Here is a 23,085-nt window from a genome sequence, read left to right as displayed (position 1 = left end):
CAGAGGCCTTCAAGCAACGGCAACGTCAACTTCAAAAGCGGGGATTCCGTTGGATGGCGGGGCGGTGTGGGCTTGCAGGACACGCCGTAAACCCATCCATGGGGGCTCGATGGCGCCATCCATGGCGCCAACGGTCCTGCAAGCCCACACCGCCCCACCTCTGACAGATCGCTGCGGCTGTTGGTGGGTGTCGACCTTGGTCGACACATCTGTCAGGTATCGACAATCAAAATGGGGTCAGATCCGTTTTCCGGAGGAAAACGGATCTGACCCCAAGGTCGTTTCATCAGGTCGCGGAAAACTGTCGAAGGCGGGGTGGGTCCGGTGGCGGGAGTGTCCGCGGCATGGATGCCGCGGCCAAGCCCCCAGGGATGGGTTTACGGCGTCTCCCGCCACCGGACCCACCCCGCCATCCCACGGAATGCACGCTGTTGCTGTTGCTTCGGCCGTTGCGGTTGCGGTTGCCTCTGCAGGTGCAGGGCTGCAAGCCCTGCCGAACAACCCTCAACCCTCGCAGTTGGCGAACACGTCGCGATCGCGCTCGTACAGCGATGTCTTCACCTGCATCAGGCCCAGCACCGACGGGAACAGGTTGTCGTGGTCGGTATACGCTGCCGATCGTGCACGCAGGCACTGCAGGTTCAATCCGCGGCTGCTGGCGAAGCCCTGCGAGAACCACATCGTCATCGGCACCCGGGTCTGCTCGGCCGGGGCGATGGCGTAAGGCACGCCGTGCAGGAACAGGCCCTTCTCGCCCAGCGACTCGCCGTGGTCGGACAGGTAGATCATCGCCGTGTCGTATTCCTGCATGCCCTGCAGCGTGCCGATGGTCTTGGTCAGGAAGTGATCGGTGTACAGCACGGCGTTGTCGTAGCTGTTGGTGATTTCTTCGCGCGAGCAGCGGCCGATGTCACGGGTGTCGCAGGTCGGGGTGAAGCGTCGGAACGCAGGTGGGTAGCGCTCGAAGTAGGCCGGGCCATGGTTGCCCAGCTGATGCAGCACCACCACCCGGTCACCCGGTTTCGTACGTACCTGGGTGGCCAGGTCCTGCAACAGGATCTCGTCCATGCAGCGGCCATCGGCGCACAGGCCCGGGGTGGTCGCGTCGGACAGCGACTGGAAATCCAGGCCCTCGCACACGCCCTTGCAGCCGGACTGGTTGTCACGCCACAACGGGGCGATGCCGGCGCGGTTCAGTACGTGCAGCAGCGACTGGTGCGCGCGGATCTTCTTCTCGTCGTAGTCGTGGCGGCCCCACGGCGAGAACAGGCACGGCAGTGAAACCTCGGTGCTGGTCCCGCACGAATGCATGTCGGGGAAATTGACCACGCTGGCCTGTGCCAGTTCCGGGGTGGTGTTGCGGCCGCCGTTGAGGCCCCAGTTCTGCGCGCGCACGGTCTCGCCCATGACGATCACCAGCAGCCGCGGCTTGCTGGCCGGGGCGCGTGGGGTGGCCTTGGCGTCGGTGCCGATCGGCAGCTTCGGTGCGCGCTGCACCGGGTTGTCGCCACGCAGTGCACGCGGCAGGCCCAGCAGCACATTGGCCGGGGTGGCCAGGTAACGCACTTCGCGCTGGTTGCGCATCAGTGCCGAAACATCCTGGAACGAAATCAGCGCACCGCCGAGTGCGGTCACCGCCGCCACCACCAGGAAGCCGATGCGCCACAACAGGCTGTGGCCCCAGCTGCGGCGGCGCAGCTGCACGCGCCACAGCACCACCATCGGCAGCACTGCCAGCAGCAATAGCGGCCACAGCAGCGACACGGTCATCAGCTCGCGGCTTTCCTTGGGATCGGTCGCCAGCACATTGCGCAGCATGTCCGCATCCAGATAGATGTGGTAACGGCTCATGTAATGCGCAGCGAACGCGGTCACCAGCAGCAGCACGCTGATCACCACCTTGGCGTTCCAGCGCCAGACCAGGATGCCCAGCAGCAGGCCGTGCGCGCCCAGCAGCAACAGCAGCAACGAAAGCGCGTAGCGCAGGCTACCCGGATGGCTGGCCATCGCGCTGTGCCAGAACAGGCCGTTGCCGGCCACCGCGAAGAACAGGCTGGTCAGCGTGATCAATGCTTCGGTGGACAGCTGCGGACGCCAGCGCAGAAGACCCGCCAATGCAGGGAGGCGGGCGGGGCGTTGGACCGATGCACTCATGCGTTCGCCTCCTGGCGGTTGGGACGGTCCAGCTGATGGCGGATCAGGACGCGTTTGACGATCAGGTACAGGCCCAGCGAAAGCAGCCAGCAGATCATTGCAGTGGCAATGTCATGGGAAAGGAAATGGGCGCCGCGCAGTTGCTGGCCGATGCCGAACACCAGCCCGGCGCCGAGGCCGATCCACAGTCCGGCCCAGCGCCAGGCAGGACGCCACAACAGCGCGAAGAAGTACAGGCACAGCCAGGCGTAGCCGGCGCTGGCGTGGCCAGCGGGGAAGCAGGCCTGGGGCGACATGCCGCTTGGGCGCACGGTGAGCAGCCCGATGAAGGGCTGGTTGCCGCCATAACGCAGCAGGTCCCAGGGGCATTCCATCGGCACCAGTGATTTCAGTAGAGAGATCACACCGGTGCCCAGCGCCATGGCAATTACGACATAAAGCAGCGCCCACCGCAGGGTGCGATCGCGACCCTTACGCCAGTGGTGGAAGCACAGCAGAATCGCCACAAGGGCTGCTGCCGTGCTCAGCCATTTGCCGGCTTTGTGCACCAGTGTGCGGGTGACCCAGGCGTCCTGCAGTGCCCAATGGCCGCCTTCGAGGCGGAACAGATGATCGGCCACCCACTGGTCGCCGCCGAAACCCATCAGCAGCGTAAACACGGGCAGACCGATTGCAACAGGCAGCCAGATGTGAGTTACGGCAAATTTTGACGCCAGTGGCGATGTCGCAAGCGGTGCTACCGAATCAATGGGCTGGACGGGCATGTGGGGAAGGGGCGGTTCGGGAATCCGCGGTCATGCTCGTCACCTGGATGTCGGAGAAGGGTCGGACGCTCGTTCGTGCCGGGTTAATGCTTGCCCGGCACGCGCCTACGTTCAGTCTTCTTCGGCAGTCGACCCGGTGCGTTCGGCATGGCATTCCGCGTCCCACGCGGTACCGGGAAGCAGTTGCCAACGATTGCGATTGGCAACACCGATATCAATCACTTTGGCTGGGTCCACGCAGGGGCTCATCGCATCGTCCAGTACCAGCAGCCAACGTTTCTCGGGCGCCTGAGCCAGCCATGGGCCGGCGTCGTGCCACTGCTCTGCCCACGGTCGCTTGAAGCCGAACTCGCGCACCGGGCGGTCGGCCTGCAACAGGTTCTGTTCGCGCCAGGCGACCAGGGCCAGTTCGGCGTCCGGGCCGATCCGCGCGCCAACCCTGCGCATCAGCGCCGAGGCCGAGGCGTAGGGATCCAGCGCTGGAATCAGCACCAGGCCGTAGAGCATCCACAGCATGCCGTGGGTGAGCAGTACCAGCGTTGCAGCACGACGTATCCGCAACCACACGATCAGCGTGGCCAGGGCGATGGCGAAGGTCAGCAGGCCATCACCGAGCACCGGCAGCAGGGTGTCCGGCATTGCACGGCGTTCCAGCTGGGCCACCGCCCAGGGATGCTCGGTCATCAACATCACGCCGAGTACGCCGGTGGCCAGCATCAGCACCATGCTGTAGCCGAACAGGTAGCGGCGTACGCACAGCCGACGCAGCAGGCCCGGCAGCAGCGGCGCGACGGCCAGGGCCAGCGCCGGCAGCATCGGCAACAGGTACACCTCGCGCTTGCCCGGGCTGGCGCTGAAGAACACCAGCACCAGTACGGCCCAGCCCAGCAACAGCCACTGGCGACGGTCGCCTCGACGCAGGCGGCGCCACCAGGGCTTGAACAGCATCGGCAGCAGCAGGCTGCCGGGCAGCCACAGGGTCAGGATCACCTGCAGGTAGTACCAGGCCGGCTGCCGGTGGTGCCAGGCATTGGCGTAGCGGGTGCCGGTCTGCTTGAACAACAGCTCATGCGCGTAGGCCTGCAGTTCGGCGCTGGGTGAATGCAGCAGGGCCCAGCCCAGCGGCGCCAGCCACACGCCCACGCCCAGCAGGAACGCGGGAATCAGCCACAGCAGGGTGGCAGGATGCGGGCCGTCCACGGTGTACCCGCGACGGCGCTGGAACAGCCACCAGCCGAACCAGGGCAGCACAATCAGCAGCGGCAGGAAGCCGACGCCCTTGGTCACCGTACCCAGCCCGGCAGCAAAACCGGCCAGCCACAGTGCGGGAAGGTTGCGACGTTCACACAGATGACGCATCAGCCCCCACAGGGCCACGGTAGTCATGCCCACCAGCACCATGTCGATCTGCGCGCGCTTGGCCATCAGCCCGAACTGCAGGGTGCAGAACAGCGCTGCCAGCGCGTACATCGCATGCCGGGGCGACCACAGCCGCCGCGCCAGATCCGACACCAGCCACAGACTGAGCAGGGCACCCAGCAATGAGGGCAACAGGAACGACCACTGCCAGCTGCCGACAATTTCGTAGGCGGCCGCCTGCAGCCACATGAACACCGGCGGCTTCTCCGCGTACAGCTCGCTGCCACGGTGCGGCAGCAGCCACTGCCCGCTCTCGACCATGGTCCTGGCTGCCAGCACGAATCGCGGCTCGTCCGGCGGTTGTGGCTGCCGGAGGCCGATACCCGCTGCCAGCGCAGCGATGATCAGCAGCCACAACAGGGGCAGGCGCCATTGGCGGGGCAAGGCTACGGGCACGGCAGGCTCCGGGAGCAAAACAGCCACTCTGAGGTGACGAAGGTGGAAAAAGCGTCAGAACGGGACAGGGCGACCGCATTCCGACATGAGCAGCGCTACCATGCTACGAACTTCCGTGGATGTTTCGTGCATGCGTCTGTTGGTGATCGAGGACAACCGCCAGCTGGTGGCCAACCTGTTCGACTATTTCGAGTCGCGCGGGCACGTGCTCGACGTGGCTCCGGATGGCATCACCGGCCTGCATCTGGCCGGCAGCCACCCCTACGATGCGGTGATCCTGGACTGGATGCTGCCGCGCATGGAGGGCCCCGAGGTGCTGCGCCGGCTGCGCGCCGAGCACGCGTCGGAGGTGCCGGTGATCATGCTGACCGCGCGCGATGAGCTGCCGGACAAGATCGCAGGCTTCCGCGCTGGAGCCGATGATTACCTGACCAAGCCGTTCGCGCTGCCCGAGTTGGAGGTGCGGCTGGAGGCCCTGCTGCTGCGCGCGCAGGGGCGCAACCCGCGCAAGCGGCTGCAGGTCGGCGACCTGGTGCTGGACCTGGCGACCCTGGAGGCCCAGCGAGAGGGCCAGGTGCTGCACCTGTATCCGGCCTGCCGCAAGTTGCTGGAGGTGCTGATGCGGGCCAGTCCCGGTGCGGTCACCCGCCAGCAGCTGGAATTTGCCCTGTGGGGCGACGAGCCGCCGGACGGCGACCTGCTGCGCTCGCATGTCTACGAGCTGCGCCGCAGCGTCGATGGGCCGTTTGGCGAAAAGCTGATCCATACCCTGCCGCGGGTTGGTTATCGGTTGGCCGTGACCACCGGCAGCGACGCTGGCAAGGATCCTGATGAAGGTGCGTAAGCCCGGCCCGCTGTACCGGCGCGTGCTGTGGTGGTTGCTGGGGTACCTGGCGCTGCTGTCACTGGCGGTGTTCAGCGTTGGCAACTACGTGCATGAGCATGCCGAGCACGCGGCCTGGCGCGCGCTGCTCAATTCCGAGCTGGACAGCATCGTCGAGCATGTCGAACACGAGCCGCATTACCGCTGGCAGGATTCGGACACGCTCAGCCTCTACCGCTTCGATGCGATCAACCTGCCCGACAGCCTGCGCACCCTGCATCCCGGGCTGCATGACGGGGTGATGGTGAAGGGCCGCGAGATGGCGGTGATGGTGCGCGAGACCCAGTCGATGGGACGGGTGGCGCTGGCGCTGGATATCTCCGACTTCCACGACCTGGAGCAGTTCGCGACCCGCTGGGTGATGCTGGCCGGCGTGATCATGATCTTCGTTACCGTGCTGATGGCCTCGTTCGGCATGGAGCGGATGGTGCGGCCGCTGAGCCTGCTGGCCCAGCACATTGCCACGTTGCGGCCGGGGGCGCAGGGCCAGCGCATCGATGTTGATCCGCGTGGCAGCTCCGAGCTGCACACGATTGCCGATGCCCTGAACGACTACCTGGATCGCAACGAGCAGTTCGTCGAACGCGAGCGGGTCTTCATCAGCACCGCCAGCCATGAACTGCGCACGCCGATCGCGGTGATGACCGGTGCCGCCGAGCTGGCGCTGGAGCAGCCGGGCCTACCCGAACGTGCGCGCCAGCAGATCCAGCGCGTGTTGCGCACCGCACAGGGCGTGGAACAGCTGATCGAGCTGCTGCTGGTACTGGCCCGCGACCCCGATCGCCTGGCCTCGCGTGCCGAACGCATCGCGCTGGACCAGTTGCTGCCGGAGATCGTCGACGACCATCGCCACCTGCTTGGGGACAAGGACCTTAGCATTGGTATCCAGGCGGCACCGGTGGACATCGTTGCGCCGCTGGCGGTGGTGCAGGCGGCGATCGGCAACCTGCTGCGCAATGCCATCGAGAACAGTGGGCGTGGCCATATTGAGCTACGGCTGAGTTCGTCGGCGGTGCTGACTCTGCAGGATCCCGGTCATGGCATGAGCCCCGAGGAGATCGCGGCGATCCATGCGCGGATGGCGCGGGGCGAGCGAGCCGACCGCGGCGGCATCGGCCTGGACCTGATCGCGCGGCTGTGCGAACACCTGGGCTGGACCCTGCAGCTGCAGCCCTGCGAACCGCGTGGCACGCGGGCGAGCCTGGACTTCAGCGCCTCGCGTCCCACATCGCGGTAGTGCCGGTCGCTGGCCGGCAACCCTGCAACGCTAGGTGCCCGTGGGGCGGGCCACATGCTGGTCGATCAGGATCACGTTGCCGTCGGGATCGGCCAGTTGCAGATAGCCCGTACCCTGGCCATCGGGATCGGTGCGGACCGCCAGTTCGATGCCCTTGGCATCCAGCTCTGCCTGCAGCTCACGCACATCCTGGAAGCGGGGCAGTTCCTGCTTGTGCTGGTCCCAGCCGGGGTTGAAGGTCAGCAGATTGCCTTCGAACATGCCCTGGAACAGCCCGATCACCGTGCCGTTGCTGCGCATCACCAGCCAGTTCTGCGCCGGGTCACCGCCGGTGACCGAAAAGCCGAGGGCCTCGTAGAAGCTGCGGGAAACCGCGAGATCCTTCACCGAGAGGCTGACCGAAAAGGCGCCAAGCTGCATGAGTGGGCTCCCTGAGGGAATGTGGGCGTGGTCGGCACTGCAGCATGACCCGGCGTGAAGACAATGTTAATCTCACCCTGCGCCGCTCTATGCGGCGCTTTTTTTTCCGCTCTTTCGATCGACAGAGGATCCCATGCCGACCGAACCCGCTACTGCCCTGATCAGCAACGACATCGTTGGACTGGGCCTGATTGCCGCCACCCTGGCCCTGATCTTCTGGGCTGCCAGTGGTCCGACGCCCCTGCTGAAGAAGATCTTCGCCTGGGTGCCGGCACTGCTCTTGTGTTACTTCGTTCCGGCCATCTACAACACCGCCGGTGTCATCGATGGCCACAACACGTCGTTGTACAACCCGGTCGCGCGTGATGTGCTGCTGCCTGCCGCGCTGGTCCTGCTGACCCTGTCGATCGACCTGAAGGGCATCGCCAAGCTTGGTCCCAAGCTGCTGATCGTGTTCTGCGCCGGCACCGCCGGCATCATGCTGGGCGCCATCGTCTCGTTCCAGCTGATGAAGCTGATCCATCCGGAAACGGTGGCCGGTGACACCTGGGCCGGCATGGCCGCACTGGCCGGCAGCTGGATCGGTGGCGGCGCCAACATGGTCGCCATGCGCGAAGTGTTCGGCACCGATGCCACCACCTTCGGCCAGTTCGCCGTGGTCGATGTGGCCTGCGCCAGCCTGTGGATGGCCATCCTGCTGTTCATGGCCAACCGCGCGCAGCAGATCGACACCCGCAACGGTGCCGACACCCGTGCCATCGACGAAATGAAGGCACGCATCAGTGCCTACGAGGCGCAGAACGCACGCATTCCCAGCATGACCGACCTGATGGTGATTGTCGGTGTGGCTTTGGGAGGTGTCGGCCTTGCGCATGCGATCGCCGCGCCGCTGTCGGGCTGGTTCAAGGCCAACGTCAGCTGGGCCAGCCAGTTCAGCCTGGACAGTCAGTTCGTGTGGGTGATCCTGCTGTCCACCGCGATGGGCCTGACGCTCAGCTTCACCCGCGCCCGCCGCCTGGAAGCCGCCGGTGCTTCGCGACTGGGCACGGTGTTCCTGTACTTCCTGATCGCCTGCATCGGCATGCAGATGAACCTGCTGTCGCTGCTGGATCGGCCGTGGCTGTTCCTGCTCGGTGCGATCTGGATGGCGACCCACGTGCTGGTGCTGTGGGTGGTGGCCAAGCTGCTGCGCGCACCGCTGTTCTTCTTCGCGATTGGTTCGCAGGGCAACATCGGTGCGGCGGCATCTGCGCCGGTGGTGGCAGCGGCCTTCCATCCGACGCTGGCGCCGGTGGGCGTGCTGCTGGGTACGGTTGGTTATGCCACAGGCACCGGGCTGGCCTATGTCACCGGCCTGATCCTGAAATGGATGGCCGGTGCCTGAGTTCTGACCTGACGAACATGTTGCGGGTTCACGGCACGTGCCGTGAACCCGCGTTCCCCGTGTAGAGCCGAGCGCACGCTCGGCTTTCTTTTTGCCTGCCACCGGGTAGATCCACGCCATGCGTGGATGCAATTCATGGGTATCCATGAACAAAGAAAGGTCAGATCCGTTTCCCCGAGGAAACGGATCTGACCCCTGATGCTTCCTGCCGTCACCGGAAATCTGTCGAAGGTGGGGTGGTGTCGGATGGCGGGGTGTCCGCGGCATGGATGCCGCGGCCAAGCCCCCAAGGACGGGTTTACGGCGTCCCCGCCATCCGACACCACCCCGCCAAATCCACGGAAAACCAGAGCCGACGCTTTGACCGTTGCAGCTGCAGTTGCAGTTGCCCCTGCGGGCGCCGGGCTGCAAGCCCGGCACCCACCTCACACTTCAGCAGCAGCGGCCACCGTTACGGCCACCGTAGCGTGCTTCCTGACGCTCGCGGAAGAACGTCTTGTAGTCCATCGGCTGCTGGTCCGGATGCTTTTCCAGCATGTGCCGGACGTAGTTGTCGTAATCAGGAATGCCACAGCACAGGCGTGCGGTCTGCACCAGGCGCCGCCAGATGCGGCGGTGTGCCTGGTACTGGCCGACGGGAACCAGTTGGGTGCTCATCACAGATCCACCATTTCGTGCGGCTTCAGTGCCACGTACGGGGTTTCGCGGTCACTGCGCTGCGGATTGCGGCGAGCCGCGAGGATGGTCTTGATCGAATACACCAGCACCGCACCGACCACCAGCAGGAACAGCGCGGTCAGGCTGGTGTTGACGTAGGCGTTGACCACGATCTGCTTCATCTGCGCCACCGACTTGGCCGGCGCGGTGATGGTATCGCTGGCAAGCGCGGCCTGGAACTTGTGTGCCTGCGCCAGGAAGCCCTGTGCCGGGTTGCTGTCGAAGATCTTGATGAAGCCGGCATAGGTGGTGCAGATCAGCAGCCACACGGCGGGTACGGCAGTGACCCACGCATAGCGGTCACGCTTCATCTTGAACAGCACCACCGTGCCCAGCATCAACGCGATGCCGGCCAGCATCTGGTTGGAGATGCCGAACAGCGGCCACAAGGTCTGGATGCCGCCGAACGGATCGACCACGCCGGTGTACAGCAGGTAGCCCCACAGCGCCACGCAGCCGGCGGTGCCGATGATGTTGGCGGTCCACGACTCGGTCTTCTTCAGCGCTGGCACGAAGTTGCCGAGCAGATCCTGCAGCATGAAGCGTCCAGCGCGGGTGCCCGCGTCCACGGCGGTCAGGATGAACAGTGCTTCGAACAGGATGGCGAAGTGGTACCAGAAGGCCATCATCGCGTCGCTGCTGCTGGGAATGGCTTCGTGCAGGATCTGCGCGATGCCCACTGCCAGCGTTGGCGCACCACCAGCGCGATGCAGGATCGTGGGTTCGCCGATGGCCGCTGCGGTCGCGGTCAGCTGCTCGGGCGTGATGGTGAAGCCCCAGGTGTTGGTGATGTAGTGCGCGGCGGAGGCCGCATCGGCACCGATCACGGCGGCCGGGCTGTTCATGGCGAAGTAGATGCCTGGATCGATGATCGATGCGGCCACCAGTGCCATCACCGCCACGAACGATTCCATCAGCATGCCGCCGTAGCCGATGTAGCGCATGTGCGCTTCATTGGCCAGCAGCTTCGGTGTGGTGCCGGAGGAAATCAGCGCATGGAAGCCGGAGACCGCACCGCAGGCGATGGTGATGAACAGGAACGGGAACATGCCGCCCTTCCACACCGGGCCATCACCGCTGGCGGCGAACTGGGTCAGTGCCGGCATCTTCAGTTCCGGCATCACCACCAGGATGCCGATGGCCAGCGCGATGATGGTGCCGATCTTGAGGAAGGTCGACAGGTAGTCGCGCGGGGCCAGCAGCAGCCACACCGGCAGCACCGAGGCGACGAAGCCGTAGCCGATCAGCATCCAGGTGATCTGGGTACCGGTGAAGGTGAACGCCGGGCCCCAGGTCGGGTCCGCCGCTACCTTGCCGCCGAACCAGATTGCTGCCAGCAGCAGGATCAGGCCGACCACCGAGATCTCGCCGATCTTGCCGGGGCGGATGTAGCGCATGTACACGCCCATCAGGATGGCGATCGGCATTGTTGCGATCACCGTGAACATGCCCCACGGACTTTCCGCCAGCGCCTTGACCACCACCATCGCCAGCACCGCCAGGATGATGATCATGATCAGGAACGCACCGAACAACGCGATGGTGCCCGGCACCTGGCCCATCTCTTCGCGGACCAGGTCACCCAGCGAGCGGCCGTTGCGGCGGCTGGACAGGAACAGGACCATGAAGTCCTGTACCGCGCCGGCCAATACCACGCCCACCACCAGCCACAGCAGGCCGGGCAGGTAGCCCATCTGCGCGGCCAGGACCGGGCCGACCAGCGGACCGGCACCGGCAATGGCGGCGAAGTGGTGGCCGAACAGCACGTGCTTGTTGGTCGGGACGTAGTCCAGGCCATCGTTGTTGATCACCGCCGGGGTGGCCCGGGTCGGATCGAGCTGCATCACCTTGTCGGCGATGAACAGGCTGTAGAAGCGGTAGGCGACCAGGTACAGCGAAACCGCTGCCACCACGATCCATAGTGCGTTGATGTGTTCACCGCGGCGCAGGGCCACGGTGCCCAGACAGAATGCGCCAAGCAGGGCGAGGGCCGCCCAGCCTATTTTGGAAAACCCTTTCATGAGGTGCTCTCTCCCGGAAAGACAGACAAAGAGTCCCGCGTGCCCTCGACAGGGTCAATTGGCACAGGACGAATCAGCGTTAGTACTTTGGTCGTACGCAGGGGGCGCTGACGTGCAGCGAACATCAAGGATGGAACAATCGGTTGCGGTGCCATCCATTGGCGTACGGCCATGTGGCGTCCATCTTCACTGGCATCCATCCAACAGGAGTCGCCATGAGCCTTCCCGAACCGGCCCGCGTGCTGCGTACCATCCGTGGCATGCCCACCTCCGACGGTGCCGGCGTGCGCCTGACCCGCGTCATCGGTGGTCCGACGCTGCCGGACCTGGATCCGTTCCTGCTGCTCGATGAATTCGGCACCGACCGCGCCGAGGACTACATCGCCGGCTTCCCGGAACACCCGCACCGCGGTTTCGAGACGGTCACCTACATGCTCGACGGGCGCATGCGGCACCGCGACAACCACGGCAACGAAGGCCTGCTGACCCCGGGCAGCGTGCAGTGGATGACCGCCGGCCGCGGCCTGGTGCATTCGGAGATGCCCGAGCAGGAAAGCGGGCAGATGCGCGGTTTCCAGCTGTGGGTAAACCTGCCGGCGAAGGAGAAGATGACCGACCCGAAGTACCAGGAATTCGCGCCGGAGCGCATTCCGGTGGTGAAGCCGGAAACCGGCGTGGAAGTGAAGGTGATTGCCGGCAGCGTGGACGGCACCCACGGCCCGATCGTGCAGCCGGCCACTGATCCGCTCTACCTCGATATCACGCTGGCACCGGATCGAGCCTGGACCTACGCGCTGCCGGAAGGGCACAACGCCTTTGCCTATGTGTTCGAAGGTGCGATGACCGTGGGTGAGCAGGACGCCGCGCGCGACGTTGCACGTCAGGAACTGGCGGTGCTGGGCGGCGGCGAGCAGTTGCACATCTCGGCCGGCAGCGAGGGTGCGCGGTTGATTCTGGTGGCCGGCCGTCCGCTGCGCGAGCCGGTGATGCGGCACGGCCCGTTCGTGATGAACACGCGGCAGGAACTGATGCAGGCCTTCGTCGATTTCCAGGAAGGCAAGTTCTGAGGGGGGACGCCGGGCCATGCCGGGCGGATGTCCAGCGCATTGGATGCGGCGGGGATGCTGCCAGGCAGTCATCCCCGTCACGGTCAGCGACCGGCGGCCACGGCCGACGGGGTCAGGCTCATGCCTTGCGCCAGCTGCTGCAGCGAGCCCAGTTCCTGAGGGCTGTCCGGATACAGCGAAATCTGCGCGTAACGTCCTTTGTCGAGCTTGACCACACTGATGCGGCGCTCGGCATAGCCCGGAGGCTGCTGGCCACCGAGGTCCGGCTGGTACCAGTAGAGTGATTCACCGCCGAAGCTGCCCTTTTCCTGGCGCAGCGAACGGTTCAGCGGAATGGATGGGTCACGTGCGCTGAGCATCAGGCTCAACACTTCACGACCATCGCCAGTGCTGGCGCGGCAGACCAGGAAATCGGTCTGCGCCAGCTGCTGCCATTGCAGGCCACTGCTGGCAGGCAGCGAAGGGCATTCGGTGGGAGCCTGTGCGGCGGCGTGGGCCGCAGCGAACAGCAGGCTCGACAACACTACAGGCGCGAACTTCATGCATCCCCCAAGGTGGTGTGTCGTTGGCTCCGCCGGATGGACCGGCAGCCTTGGCATCCCATCCCCGGATGCCGCCCCGGCCGGCATGTGCACGGACGGTCAACTCAACCTTAACGGAACGTGAGCGATCGCACAAATCGCGGTTACACGCGTAACCATTGCGGCCGATGGTCGGCCGCAATGGTCCGCACAGGACTCAGCGGTCGTTGCCGAGCCACTTGTAGATGATGCCGCCGATCGCGCCGCCCAGCAGCGGGGCGACCCAGAACAGCCACAGCTGGCTGACCGCGCCGCTGCCGGCGAAGAAGGCCACCGCCGTGGAACGGGCCGGGTTCACCGAGGTGTTGGTGACCGGGATGCTGATCAGGTGGATCAGGGTCAGCGACAGGCCGATCGCCAGCGGGGCGAACCCGGCCGGTGCCTTGCCGTGGGTGGCGCCCATGATCACGATCAGGAACACGGCGGTCAGCACCACTTCGCACAGGAAGGCCGCGGCCACGCTGTAGCCGCCGGGGGACAGCGCGCCGTAGCCGTTGCTGGCGAATGCACCGGCCTGGCTGCCATCAATGGCGAAGCCGCTGGCGCCCGATGCGATCTGCAGCAGGATGAAGCCGGCCAGCAGGCCGCCGGCAACCTGGGCGATGATGTACGGGATCAGGTCCTTGGTCGGGAAACGACCGCCGGCCCACAGGCCGACACTGACCGCCGGATTGAAGTGCGCGCCGGAGATATGGCCGAACGCATAGGCGCCGGTCACCACGGTCAGGCCGAAGGCCAGCGCAACGCCGAGGAAACCGATACCCAGCGGATTGCCGTCGCCACCGAACTTGGCGGCCAGCACCGCACTGCCACAGCCACCCAGAACCAGCCAGAACGTGCCGAGGAACTCGGCGGACAAGCGTTTACCCATGCTCATGTGTTGCACTCCTTTGACGGTCGAAAGTGTGATTTATGTCACATTTCAATGATCAGCGGGTGACTGTAGTGTCAACGCCGGGTGCAGGGATACACCTTCGGATGTGTGCAACACGCGATGTTCAGTACTGCGGCAGCGGGATGAATTCCTTGTCGTCGCCCGGAATGGTGCCGAAGCGGCCGGCTTCCCAGTCGTGCTTGGCCTGCTCGATACGCTCCTTCGAGCTGGAGACGAAGTTCCACCACAGGTGACGTGGGCCATCCAGTGGCTCGCCACCGAACAACATCGCCTTCACCGGCGTCTTCGCACGCAGGCGGCCTGTCGCACCGGCTTCGGGGATCACCAGGTGCTGGGCGGGGATGTCAACGCCGTCCAGCTGCGCCTCGCCCTCGAGGATGTACAGCGCGCGCTCGCGGTGGCCATTGTCGATATCGATCTCCGCATCCGGGTCGAGGTCGATCGCTACGTTGAGGGTGTCGGCGAACACCTTCACCGGCGATTCCTCGCCATAGGCGCGGCCGGCGATCACCCGCAGCCAGACACCATTGCGGCGCTGCTCGGGCAGGGTGGCCGCGGCATGGTGGTAGAACGCCGGCTCGATTTCCTCATGCGACTTCGGCAGTGCGACCCAGGTCTGCATGCCGTGGATCGGGTTGTCGTGATCGCGGTCTGGTTGCGGCGTGCGTTCGGAATGGGCGATGCCGCGGCCAGCGGTCATCCAGTTGACGTCACCGGGGCGGATCACCTGGTCCGAGCCCAGCGTGTCGCGGTGGCCGATGGCGCCCGACCACAGGTAGGTGACGGTGGCCAGGCCGATATGCGGATGCGGGCGCACGTCGATGGCGGTGCCGGGATGCATGAGTGCCGGGCCCATCTGGTCGACGAACACGAACGAGCCGATGCTGCGCGCCTGCAGGGTGGGGACGGCGCGACGGACTTCGAGTCCGCCGATGTCGTGCACGCGCGGGGCGATGATGGTGGTCATGCGGGCGTTCTCGCTGGCAGGGATCAGGTGGTCAGCATCGCATGCAGCTGTGACGGGCACATGCCCCGTATGGGTAACAGCCTGTTCCGTAGAGTCGAGCTTGCTCGACTGGGGTTCCCGCCAACGGCGCAGCCCCTCGTGGCTGTGGGTTGGTCGCTGAAGGCAAAAGCAGAAGCAAAAGCAGAAGCCGCGCTTGGCCGGGCGGGTGGGTGGCGCAGGACACGCCGTAAACCCGTCCATGGGGGCTCGATGGCGCCATCCATGGCGCCAACGGTCCTGCGCCACCCACCCGCCCGGCCTCTGACAGTTTCCGTGTGCTGTCCAGCCACGGAGAAGAAAAAAGAAAATCAAAATCAAACGCCGGTCGCTTCGCTCCTTGTGGCAACCAAGGTAGCCACCCACCAGTTCGTAGCGATTCCCACCAGAATCGCAGTTCACCGACCGTCATCGGGAAACTGTCAGGGGTGGGGCGGTGTGGGTGGGCAGGACCGTTGGCGCCATGGGCCCGAGGCATGCCTCGGGCGGGTTGGGCAGGACGCCCAACCCCGGTCTTGCCGTGTGCGCAGGACAGCGCACACGAGCAAGGCGCCATCGAGCCCCCATGGACGGGTTTACGGCGTGTCCTGCCTGCCCACACCGCCCCGCCCAACAAACAGAAAAGCCAGAGCCGGCTGTTGCTCCGGCTCTGGCTTTTGAGGTTGCCGGCCAGCGGCCGGCACTACCGCGGGTGCCGGGCCGCAGGCCCGGCCGATCAACTCACACCACCGGTTCACGCAGGACGGGGTTGTCCCAGCCCGGGCGCGGGGCGAAACGATCGCCGTGGCGCTGCTGCAGTGCCTTCAGCCGCTCCACGATTGCATCGGCACCCACCGCGCGGATGTGCTGGATCGGGCCGCCACGGAACGGTGCGAAGCCAGTACCGAAGATCACGCCGGCATCCAGCAGGTCCGAATCCGCCACCACGCCTTCGTGCAGGCAGGCCACTGCCTCGTTCAACAGCGGCAGGATCAGGCGGTCTTCCAGATCGGCCGGTGCCTGGTAATCGCTGGCCACGTCCGGCTTCTTCGCACGGCCGTTTTCCCAGGTATAGATGCCCTGGCCATCCTTCTTGCCGCGCTTGTCCGGTTCCACCGTCTGCAGCGCGGCCGGAATCTGCAGGCCGAGGAACGGTGCCAGTTCGCGGCCAACGCCAGCGGCCACGTCCAGGCCCACCGTGTCGATCAGTTCGATCGGGCCCATCGGCATGCCGAACTTCACAGCGGCCTTGTCGATCACCGGGCCCGGGATGCCTTCGGCATAGGCGGTGGCGGCTTCCAGCATGTACGGGAACAGCACGCGGTTGACCAGGAAGCCCGGGCTGCCGGCCACCGGCACGGGGAACTTGCCCAGTGCCTTGCAGAACGCGGCCAGTCGACGCTCGGTTTCAGGCGCCATGCCGTCGTGATGGATGATTTCCACCAGCGGCATCTGCGCCACCGGGTTGAAGTAGTGCAGGCCGGCGAACTGCGCCGGGCGCTGGATGTGGTCGCGCAGTTCCAGCAGCGGAATCGACGAAGTATTGGTGGTCAGCAGTGCGTCCTGCTTCATCTTCGGTTCCAGCGTCTGGTACAGCGCACGCTTGGCTTCCGGGTTCTCGATGATGGCTTCGATCACCAGGTCGGCTTCAGCCACGCCGTTGCCTTCCAGGTCGGCCCGCAGGCGCGCGGCCACCGCCGGACGCTTGCTTTCGTCGCGCACTTTCTTGGCGAACAGCGCTTGGGCGCGTTCCATGGCCGGGTCGATGAAGCGCTGCTCACGGTCCTGCAGAGTCACTTCGAAGCCCTTGTAGGCGGCCCATGCAGCAATATCGCCGCCCATCACACCGGCACCGACCACGTGCACGTGGCGGATGCCCGAATCACCACCACCCAGGCCCTTCAGGCGCTCGGTAAGGAAGAAGATGCGGATCAGGTTGCGCGCGGTGGGGGTGCTGGCCAGTTTCACCACGGCGCGACGTTCGGCATCCAGGCGTGCCTGCACCGGCTTGCCACCGCTGCGCTGCCAGGTGCTGATCAGCGCATACGGCGCGGGGTACTGGTCCTTCTTCGCCTTGCGTGCGACCTGCTTGACCATCTGCGGCGCCAGCAGCGTGCGTGCCAGCCAGGTGTTGGTCGCCCATGCCGTCGCGCGCTGCTTGAACGGGCGGGTGGTGCCGGACAGCGCCAGCGCTACGGCCGTGTCGAGCACCACCGCCGGTGCCACCACCTTGTCGACCAGGCCGATGCCACGTGCAGCCGAGGCTGACAGGGTGCGGCCGGTCAGCATCATGTCCATCGCCGCCGGTGCGCCCACCAGCTGCGGCAGGCGCGCGCTGCCGCCCCAGCCCGGGAAAATGCCCAGCTGGGTTTCCGGCAGGCCGATGCGGGTCGAACTGTCATTCGAAGCCACACGGTAGCGGCAGGCCAGCGCCAGCTCGGTGCCGCCGCCCAGGCAGTGGCCATGGATCGCCGCCACGGTCGGGCAGGGCAGCTCGGCCAGCTTCTGGTAGGTGGACTGGCCACGGCGGATGGCATCGTTCACGGTGCCGCGGCGGTCGAATTCCTGGAATTCCTTCAGGTCGGCACCGGCGATGAAGCCGGCCTTCTTCAGGGACTGGATCACCACGCCCTTGGGCGGGTCCATGGCGATGCGCTCAAGCAGGTCGCCCAGTTCCAGCAGCACGTCCTGCGACATTGCGTTGACGCTGCTGTCCTGACGATCCAGGGAGAGGACCACCACGCCGTCGTCGCGGATCTCGGGGAGCCAGTGGCTGAAGCGGAGACCATCGAAGCCTGAGAGCATGGACGTTCCATCCGGTTGTGTATGGAGAAGCGGCTATGATCCAGAGGTTGTTTCCCCCGCGTCAAATCCCAATAGCAGGGGGTGGAGCCCCCGGATCCAGAGCCTGGAACCGGGACGCTAACGGAACGGTGGTTAAAAGCTGGTGCGGCGCCAGGTGATCGGCGACTGAACTTTTCCCGGGATTGGCAGTCTCATTGCCCGACGTCGGTTGGGCTGACAGGAGTGCGGCCCCTCATGGCCGATGTTGATACACCTCAGGAGCTGGATCTGGAACTGGTCCGGCGCGTGCAGCACGGCGAGAGTGCCGCCTTCGATGTCCTGGTGCGCAAGTACCAGCATCGGGTCGTGGCCTTGGTCGGTCGCTACATCGCCGACTGGAGCGAATGTCAGGACGTCGCCCAGGACACTTTCATCCGTGCCTACCGCGCGATCGGAAGTTTCCGTGGCGATGCCCAGTTCTCAACCTGGTTGCATCGAATCGCCGTGAATACCGCCAAAAACTACCTGGCTTCACACAATCGCCGCCCGCCGACCGATGACATCGACATCGGCGATGCTGAACAGTTCGACAGCGGGACGCGCCTGCGCGACACCGACACGCCCGAACGCGAGTTGATGCGCCAGGAGCTGGAACAGACGGTGATGAAGGCCGTCAACGCGCTGCCGGAAGAACTCCGGCTGGCGATCACCCTGCGCGAGGTGGAAGGCCTGAGTTACGACGAAATCGCGCAGAAAATGGGGTGCCCGATCGGCACCGTGCGTTCACGGATCTTCCGGGCGCGCGAGGCGATCGACACCGAACTCCGGCCGCTGTTGGACATCGGCAGCGCCACCCGTGAGAAGAGCCGCGTATGACCAGTAATCCGTTCAACGAATCGCAGAACCATCAATCCCCTGCCGGGCAGCGCCTGGACCAGCGCCACCGCGAGCAGCTGTCGGCGCTGGTCGATGGCGAGCTGGGCGCAGATGAAGCGCGCTTCCTGCTGCGCCGCATGGAACATGACCCCGAACTGGCAGGCTGCCAGGAACGCTGGCAGCTGCTCGGCGACGTGATGCGCGGCCAGGCCTCGCTGCTGGCGCCTGTCGGCTTCGGTGCCGCTGTGGCCGCCGCCATTGCTGCCGAACCCGCACCACAGGCGGAGCCGCGCCGTCAGGTGCGGCGTAGCGGCTGGCGGGCCTGGGGCGGTGGTGCTGCACTGGCCGCCTCGGTGGCGGCAGTGGCCCTTTTCATGGGCGGCGAGAAGCTGCAGGAGGCCACGCCGGGCGAGCCGCTGGCGCCGCAGGTGATCGCCAGTCAGGCCGAGCTGGCGCCGGCACCGGGCACCCCGGCTCCGGTCACCGAAGCCTCGGTGGATACCGCAGCGATGGCGGTGGCTGCTGCGCCGGCGGTGGCGATGGCCGCTGCCGGCCGCCGCCAGGACACCCGCCGTGCCAGTGCGACCCGCAGCCAGCAGGCCGCGCGTGCCGCGCAGCGTGACGATGTACCGCAGCGTGCCGTGGCTGCCGCGCAGGCGCCGTTGACCCCGAGCGTGCCGGCCAACGCCAGCCGCAACCTGCCGTTCGGTGAGGTCGGTGGCCTGCAGGCGCGACCGTGGCCGCGCTCCAGCCTGGCGCCCGCCGCCGGTGGCGCGCTCAATGCCAGCTTCCCGGCCCACGCCGGTGGTGCCGCGTTCTACCCGTTCGAGCCGCGCCTGCAGGATGACCTGCCGGTGCCGCCGCGCCCGCGCGACTGAGCCGGACGCTTTCACGCCCCGCCGTCGGCGGGGCCCGTATTCCTCTTTCCATCCGACCCGGAGGTTGCCGTCCGATGACTCCCCGACTCCGCACGCAGGCCATTGGCCTGTTCGCCCTGACCCTGCCGCTGGTGGCCTGTGCCCAGCCAGCGCCGCCTGCCGCCCAGCCCCAGGCCGCCGCTGCAGCAGCCCCGCGCGCGCCGGCGCAGCCGCTGGTCAGCGGCCTGCCCGATTTCACCCATCTGGTCGAACAGGTCGGGCCGGGCGTGGTCAACGTCGACACCACCATCGTGCGCAACAACCGCCAGGCCTCGCGTGGCCCGATGGGCGGCGACGATGACATGCCGGAATTCTTCCGTCGCTTCTTCGGGCCTGACTTCCCGATGCCGGGGCAGGGGCCGGGCGGGCAGGACGGTGGCCCCAGCATCAAGGGCCGCGGCATGGGCTCGGGCTTCATCATTTCGCCCGACGGCTACGTGCTGACCAACTACCACGTGGTGGCTGACGCCAGCGAGGTGAAGGTCAAGCTGGGTGACAGCCGCGAATTCAACGCCAAGGTGGTGGGCAGTGACCAGCAGTACGACGTGGCCCTGCTGAAGATCGACGGCAAGAACCTGCCGACCGTGCGGGTGGGCGATTCCAATACCCTGAAGCCGGGCCAGTGGGTTGTCGCGATCGGCTCGCCGTTCGGCCTGGACCACTCGGTCACCGCCGGCATCGTCAGCGCGCTGGGCCGCAGCACCGGTGGCGCTGATCAGCGCTACGTGCCGTTCATCCAGACCGACGTGGCGATCAACCAGGGCAACTCCGGCGGCCCGCTGCTGAACACCCGCGGCGAAGTGGTCGGCATCAACTCGCAGATCTTCTCCGCCTCGGGCGGTTACATGGGCATCAGCTTCGCGATTCCGATCGACCTGGCGATGAGCGCGGTCGAGCAGATCAAGAAGAGTGGCAAGGTCACCCGTGGCCAGCTGGGCGCGGTGGTCGAGCCGATCGATGCGCTGAAGGCGCAGGGCCTGGGCCTGCCGGACAGCCGTGGCGCGCTGGTCAACCAGATCGTGGCCGGCAGCGCGGCGGAAAAGGCCGGCGTGCAGATCGGTGACGTGGTGCGCTCGGTCAATGGCAGCCCGGTCAACAGCTGGTCGGACCTGCCGCCGCTGATCGGTGCGATGGCGCCGGGCAGCCGGGTCACGCTGGGCGTGATCCGCGACGGCAAGCCGCGTGACCTGAGCGCCACGCTGACCGCGCTGAGCGAAGACGGCCAGGGCAATGCCCGCACGGCCGCAGGACCCAAGCCCGATGCGGCGCCGCAGGCAGGTGCCAATGCACTGCTTGGCCTGGATGTCAGTGATCTGACTGCGCCGCAGCGCAAGCAGTTCGGCCTGGACGGCAACGAAGGTGTGCGCATCACCGGGGTCAAGGGCCAGGCGGCACGTGACGCGGGCCTGTCGCCGGGCATGGTGATCCTGCAGGTCGGCCGCACCACGGTCGGCAGCGTGGATGCCCTGAACCGCGCGCTGTCCAGCTACAAGAAGGACGATGTGGTGATGCTGCTGGTACGTACCGGCAACGGCAACAGCGCCTTCGTGGCGGTCAAGGCCGGCCAGTAAGGCCTGCCGGGGCCGCTCTGGCGGCCACCTCTGCTCCCCTGAAGCCCCGCCCTGGCGGGGCTTCGGCCATTCCGGCCCCGGCCCGATGAGGCCGTTTTCGCGGCAGGGCCCCGGGCGTGCGATAATCGACCGTTACCCTGACGACGCCGCGCGCCGCCGCCACCTATGTCTTCTGATTCGATGCGGAACATCCGCAACTTCTCCATCATCGCCCACGTCGACCACGGCAAGTCCACGCTGGCCGACCGCATCATCCAGCTCTGCGGCGGCCTCCAGGCCCGCGAGATGGAAGCGCAGGTGCTCGACTCCAACCCGATCGAGCGTGAGCGTGGCATCACCATCAAGGCGCAGTCGGTGTCGCTGCCGTACCTGGCCAAGGACGGGCAGACCTACCATCTGAACTTCATCGACACCCCGGGCCACGTCGACTTCTCCTATGAAGTCAGCCGCTCGCTGGCCGCCTGCGAAGGCGCGCTGCTGGTGGTCGACGCCGCCCAGGGCGTGGAAGCGCAGTCGGTGGCCAACTGCTACACCGCTGTCGAGCAGGGCCTGGAAGTGGTGCCGGTGATCAACAAGATCGACCTGCCCACCGCCGACATCGAGCGCGCCAAGGCCGAGATCGAGGCCGTGATCGGCATCGATGCCGCCGACGCCGTGCCGGTCAGCGCCAAGACCGGCCTGAACGTGCAGGACGTGCTGGAAGCCATCGTGCACCGCATTCCGCCGCCGAAGCCGCGTGACACCGACAAGCTGCAGGCGCTGATCATCGACTCCTGGTTCGACAATTACCTGGGCGTGGTCTCGCTGGTGCGCGTGATGCAGGGTGAGATCAAGGCCGGTGACAAGCTGCAGGTGATGTCCACCGGCCGCAACCACCAGGTCGACAACGTCGGCGTGTTCACCCCGAAGCGCAAGGTGCTGCCGGCGCTGCGCGCCGGTGAAGTGGGTTGGGTCACCGCCAGCATCAAGGACGTGCACGGTGCGCCGGTCGGCGACACCCTCACCCTGGCTGCCGACCCGGCGCCGAAACCGCTGCCGGGCTTCCAGGAAATGCAGCCGCGCGTGTTCGCCGGCCTGTTCCCGGTCGATGCCGAAGACTACCCGGACCTGCGCGAAGCGCTGGACAAGCTGCGCCTGAACGATGCTGCGCTGCGCTTCGAGCCGGAAAGCTCCGAAGCAATGGGCTTCGGTTTCCGCTGCGGCTTCCTCGGCATGCTGCACATGGAGATCGTGCAGGAGCGCCTGGAACGCGAATACAACCTGGACCTGATCAGCACCGCGCCGACGGTGGTGTACGAGGTACTGAAGACCGACGGCACCATCATCAACATGGACAACCCGGCCAAGCTGCCGCCGGTGAACCATGTCGAGGAGATCCGCGAGCCGATCATCCGTGCCAACGTGCTCACCCCCGAGGAGTACATCGGCAACATCATCAAGCTGTGCGAAGAAAAGCGTGGCAGCCAGATCGGCATCAACTACCTGGGCAGCCAGGTGCAGATCAGCTATGAGCTGCCGATGGCCGAAGTGGTGCTGGACTTCTTCGACAAGCTGAAGTCGGTCAGCCGTGGCTATGCGTCGCTGGACTACCACTTCGTGCGCTTCGATGCCGGCCCGTTCGTGCGCGTCGACGTACTGATCAACGGTGACAAGGTCGATGCGCTGTCGCTGATCGTGCACCGCAGTCACGCCGATCGCCGCGGCCGCGAGCTGTGCGACAAGATGAAGGACCTGATCCCGCGCCAGCAGTTCGACGTGGCCATCCAGGCTGCCGTCGGCTCGCAGATCATCGCCCGTACCACGGTCAAGGCCATGCGCAAGAACGTGCTGGCCAAGTGCTATGGTGGCGACGTTTCGCGCAAGAAGAAGCTTCTGGAAAAGCAGAAGGAAGGCAAGAAGCGCATGAAGCAGGTCGGCCGTGTGGAGATCCCGCAGGAAGCGTTCCTGGCCGTGCTGCAGATGGACAACAAGTAAGCCCGCACCGGCCCTGCGGGGCCGGTCGTCTGGTGACGTTGCA

At 66.1% G+C, this 23,085-nt stretch carries 18 protein-coding genes; 8 read left to right on the top strand and 10 right to left on the bottom strand.

Going from position 1 to position 23,085, the window contains the following annotated elements:
* Window positions 1-504 precede the first annotated feature (504 nt).
* From SMAL_RS15235 to SMAL_RS15225, 3 genes are all read right to left on the bottom strand, one after another.
* Window positions 505-2,154 carry a phosphoethanolamine transferase gene (locus tag SMAL_RS15235; RefSeq protein ID WP_012511820.1) on the bottom strand — a complete coding sequence of 550 codons (1,650 nt, stop codon included), beginning with the start codon at window positions 2,152-2,154 and terminating at the stop codon, window positions 505-507.
* Window positions 2,151-2,918, bottom strand: a complete 768-nt coding sequence (locus SMAL_RS15230; RefSeq protein ID WP_012511819.1) for a phosphatase PAP2 family protein — start codon at window positions 2,916-2,918, stop codon at window positions 2,151-2,153. The genes SMAL_RS15235 and SMAL_RS15230 overlap by 4 nt, the downstream gene beginning before the upstream one ends.
* A gap of 111 nt (window positions 2,919-3,029) precedes the next feature.
* Complete coding sequence (locus SMAL_RS15225; RefSeq protein WP_428999161.1) at window positions 3,030-4,751, bottom strand: ArnT family glycosyltransferase; 1,722 nt, start codon at window positions 4,749-4,751, stop codon at window positions 3,030-3,032.
* A gap of 112 nt (window positions 4,752-4,863) precedes the next feature.
* On the opposite strand from SMAL_RS15225, the gene SMAL_RS15220 reads away from it, so the two are divergent.
* Entirely contained in the window at window positions 4,864-5,577 is a 714-nt protein-coding gene (locus tag SMAL_RS15220; RefSeq protein ID WP_012511817.1) for a response regulator transcription factor, read from the top strand.
* Window positions 5,564-6,853, top strand: a complete 1,290-nt coding sequence (locus tag SMAL_RS15215; protein WP_006383239.1) for a sensor histidine kinase — start codon at window positions 5,564-5,566, stop codon at window positions 6,851-6,853. The genes SMAL_RS15220 and SMAL_RS15215 overlap by 14 nt, the downstream gene beginning before the upstream one ends.
* A gap of 30 nt (window positions 6,854-6,883) precedes the next feature.
* On the opposite strand, the gene SMAL_RS15210 is transcribed toward SMAL_RS15215, so the two are convergent.
* Window positions 6,884-7,273 carry a VOC family protein gene (locus tag SMAL_RS15210; protein ID WP_012511816.1) on the bottom strand — a complete coding sequence of 130 codons (390 nt, stop codon included), beginning with the start codon at window positions 7,271-7,273 and terminating at the stop codon, window positions 6,884-6,886.
* 133 nt (window positions 7,274-7,406) lie between these two features.
* On the opposite strand from SMAL_RS15210, the gene SMAL_RS15205 reads away from it, so the two are divergent.
* A complete protein-coding gene (locus SMAL_RS15205; RefSeq protein WP_006383182.1) occupies window positions 7,407-8,657 on the top strand; it encodes a DUF819 family protein in 1,251 nt (416 codons plus the stop codon).
* 432 nt (window positions 8,658-9,089) lie between these two features.
* Here SMAL_RS15205 and SMAL_RS15200 read toward each other — a convergent pair whose 3' ends face one another.
* Entirely contained in the window at window positions 9,090-9,314 is a 225-nt protein-coding gene (locus tag SMAL_RS15200; RefSeq protein WP_006383180.1) for a YbdD/YjiX family protein, read from the bottom strand.
* Complete coding sequence (locus SMAL_RS15195; RefSeq protein ID WP_012511815.1) at window positions 9,314-11,395, bottom strand: carbon starvation CstA family protein; 2,082 nt, start codon at window positions 11,393-11,395, stop codon at window positions 9,314-9,316. Before SMAL_RS15195 ends, SMAL_RS15200 begins: the two co-directional genes overlap by 1 nt.
* 215 nt (window positions 11,396-11,610) lie before the next feature.
* Here SMAL_RS15195 and SMAL_RS15190 point away from each other — a divergent pair, with 215 nt between their 5' ends.
* Window positions 11,611-12,462, top strand: a complete 852-nt coding sequence (locus tag SMAL_RS15190) for a pirin family protein (protein ID WP_012511814.1) — start codon at window positions 11,611-11,613, stop codon at window positions 12,460-12,462.
* A gap of 83 nt (window positions 12,463-12,545) precedes the next feature.
* On the opposite strand, the gene SMAL_RS15185 is transcribed toward SMAL_RS15190, so the two are convergent.
* The 4 genes from SMAL_RS15185 to SMAL_RS15170 form a co-directional block, all read right to left on the bottom strand.
* Complete coding sequence (locus tag SMAL_RS15185; protein ID WP_012511813.1) at window positions 12,546-13,004, bottom strand: hypothetical protein; 459 nt, start codon at window positions 13,002-13,004, stop codon at window positions 12,546-12,548.
* Window positions 13,005-13,200: 196 nt separating this feature from the next.
* Entirely contained in the window at window positions 13,201-13,920 is a 720-nt protein-coding gene (gene aqpZ / locus SMAL_RS15180; RefSeq protein ID WP_006383172.1) for an aquaporin Z, read from the bottom strand.
* A gap of 121 nt (window positions 13,921-14,041) precedes the next feature.
* Complete coding sequence (locus SMAL_RS15175) at window positions 14,042-14,905, bottom strand: pirin family protein (RefSeq protein WP_006383170.1); 864 nt, start codon at window positions 14,903-14,905, stop codon at window positions 14,042-14,044.
* A 756-nt stretch (window positions 14,906-15,661) separates the two neighbouring features.
* The gene (locus SMAL_RS15170) at window positions 15,662-17,725 is read right to left on the bottom strand and encodes a 3-hydroxyacyl-CoA dehydrogenase NAD-binding domain-containing protein (protein WP_012511812.1); all 2,064 of its coding nucleotides are present in this window, start codon (window positions 17,723-17,725) and stop codon (window positions 15,662-15,664) included.
* Window positions 17,726-17,959: 234 nt separating this feature from the next.
* Between SMAL_RS15170 and rpoE the strand changes: the two genes are divergently transcribed.
* The 4 genes from rpoE to lepA all read left to right on the top strand — a co-directional run bounded on the left by rpoE (window position 17,960) and on the right by lepA (window position 23,042).
* On the top strand, window positions 17,960-18,580 hold the full coding sequence (gene rpoE / locus SMAL_RS15165) for an RNA polymerase sigma factor RpoE (RefSeq protein WP_006383094.1): 621 nt from the start codon (window positions 17,960-17,962) through the stop codon (window positions 18,578-18,580).
* Complete coding sequence (locus SMAL_RS15160) at window positions 18,577-19,458, top strand: sigma-E factor negative regulatory protein (protein WP_012511811.1); 882 nt, start codon at window positions 18,577-18,579, stop codon at window positions 19,456-19,458. The genes rpoE and SMAL_RS15160 overlap by 4 nt, the downstream gene beginning before the upstream one ends.
* Before the next feature lie 74 nt (window positions 19,459-19,532).
* Window positions 19,533-21,068: a DegQ family serine endoprotease gene (locus SMAL_RS15155; protein ID WP_012511810.1), complete on the top strand. Its 1,536-nt coding sequence runs from the start codon at window positions 19,533-19,535 to the stop codon at window positions 21,066-21,068.
* 180 nt (window positions 21,069-21,248) lie between these two features.
* Complete coding sequence (lepA, locus tag SMAL_RS15150) at window positions 21,249-23,042, top strand: translation elongation factor 4 (RefSeq protein WP_041864573.1); 1,794 nt, start codon at window positions 21,249-21,251, stop codon at window positions 23,040-23,042.
* The last annotated feature ends 43 nt before the right edge of the window (window positions 23,043-23,085 follow it).

It is taken from the genome of Stenotrophomonas maltophilia R551-3 (assembly GCF_000020665.1).
In the GTDB taxonomy this organism is placed as follows: Bacteria; Pseudomonadota; Gammaproteobacteria; order Xanthomonadales; family Xanthomonadaceae; genus Stenotrophomonas; species Stenotrophomonas maltophilia_L.
Note: the sequence above shows the minus strand (reverse complement) of the source record. Positions and strands in the feature narration are given on the sequence as shown.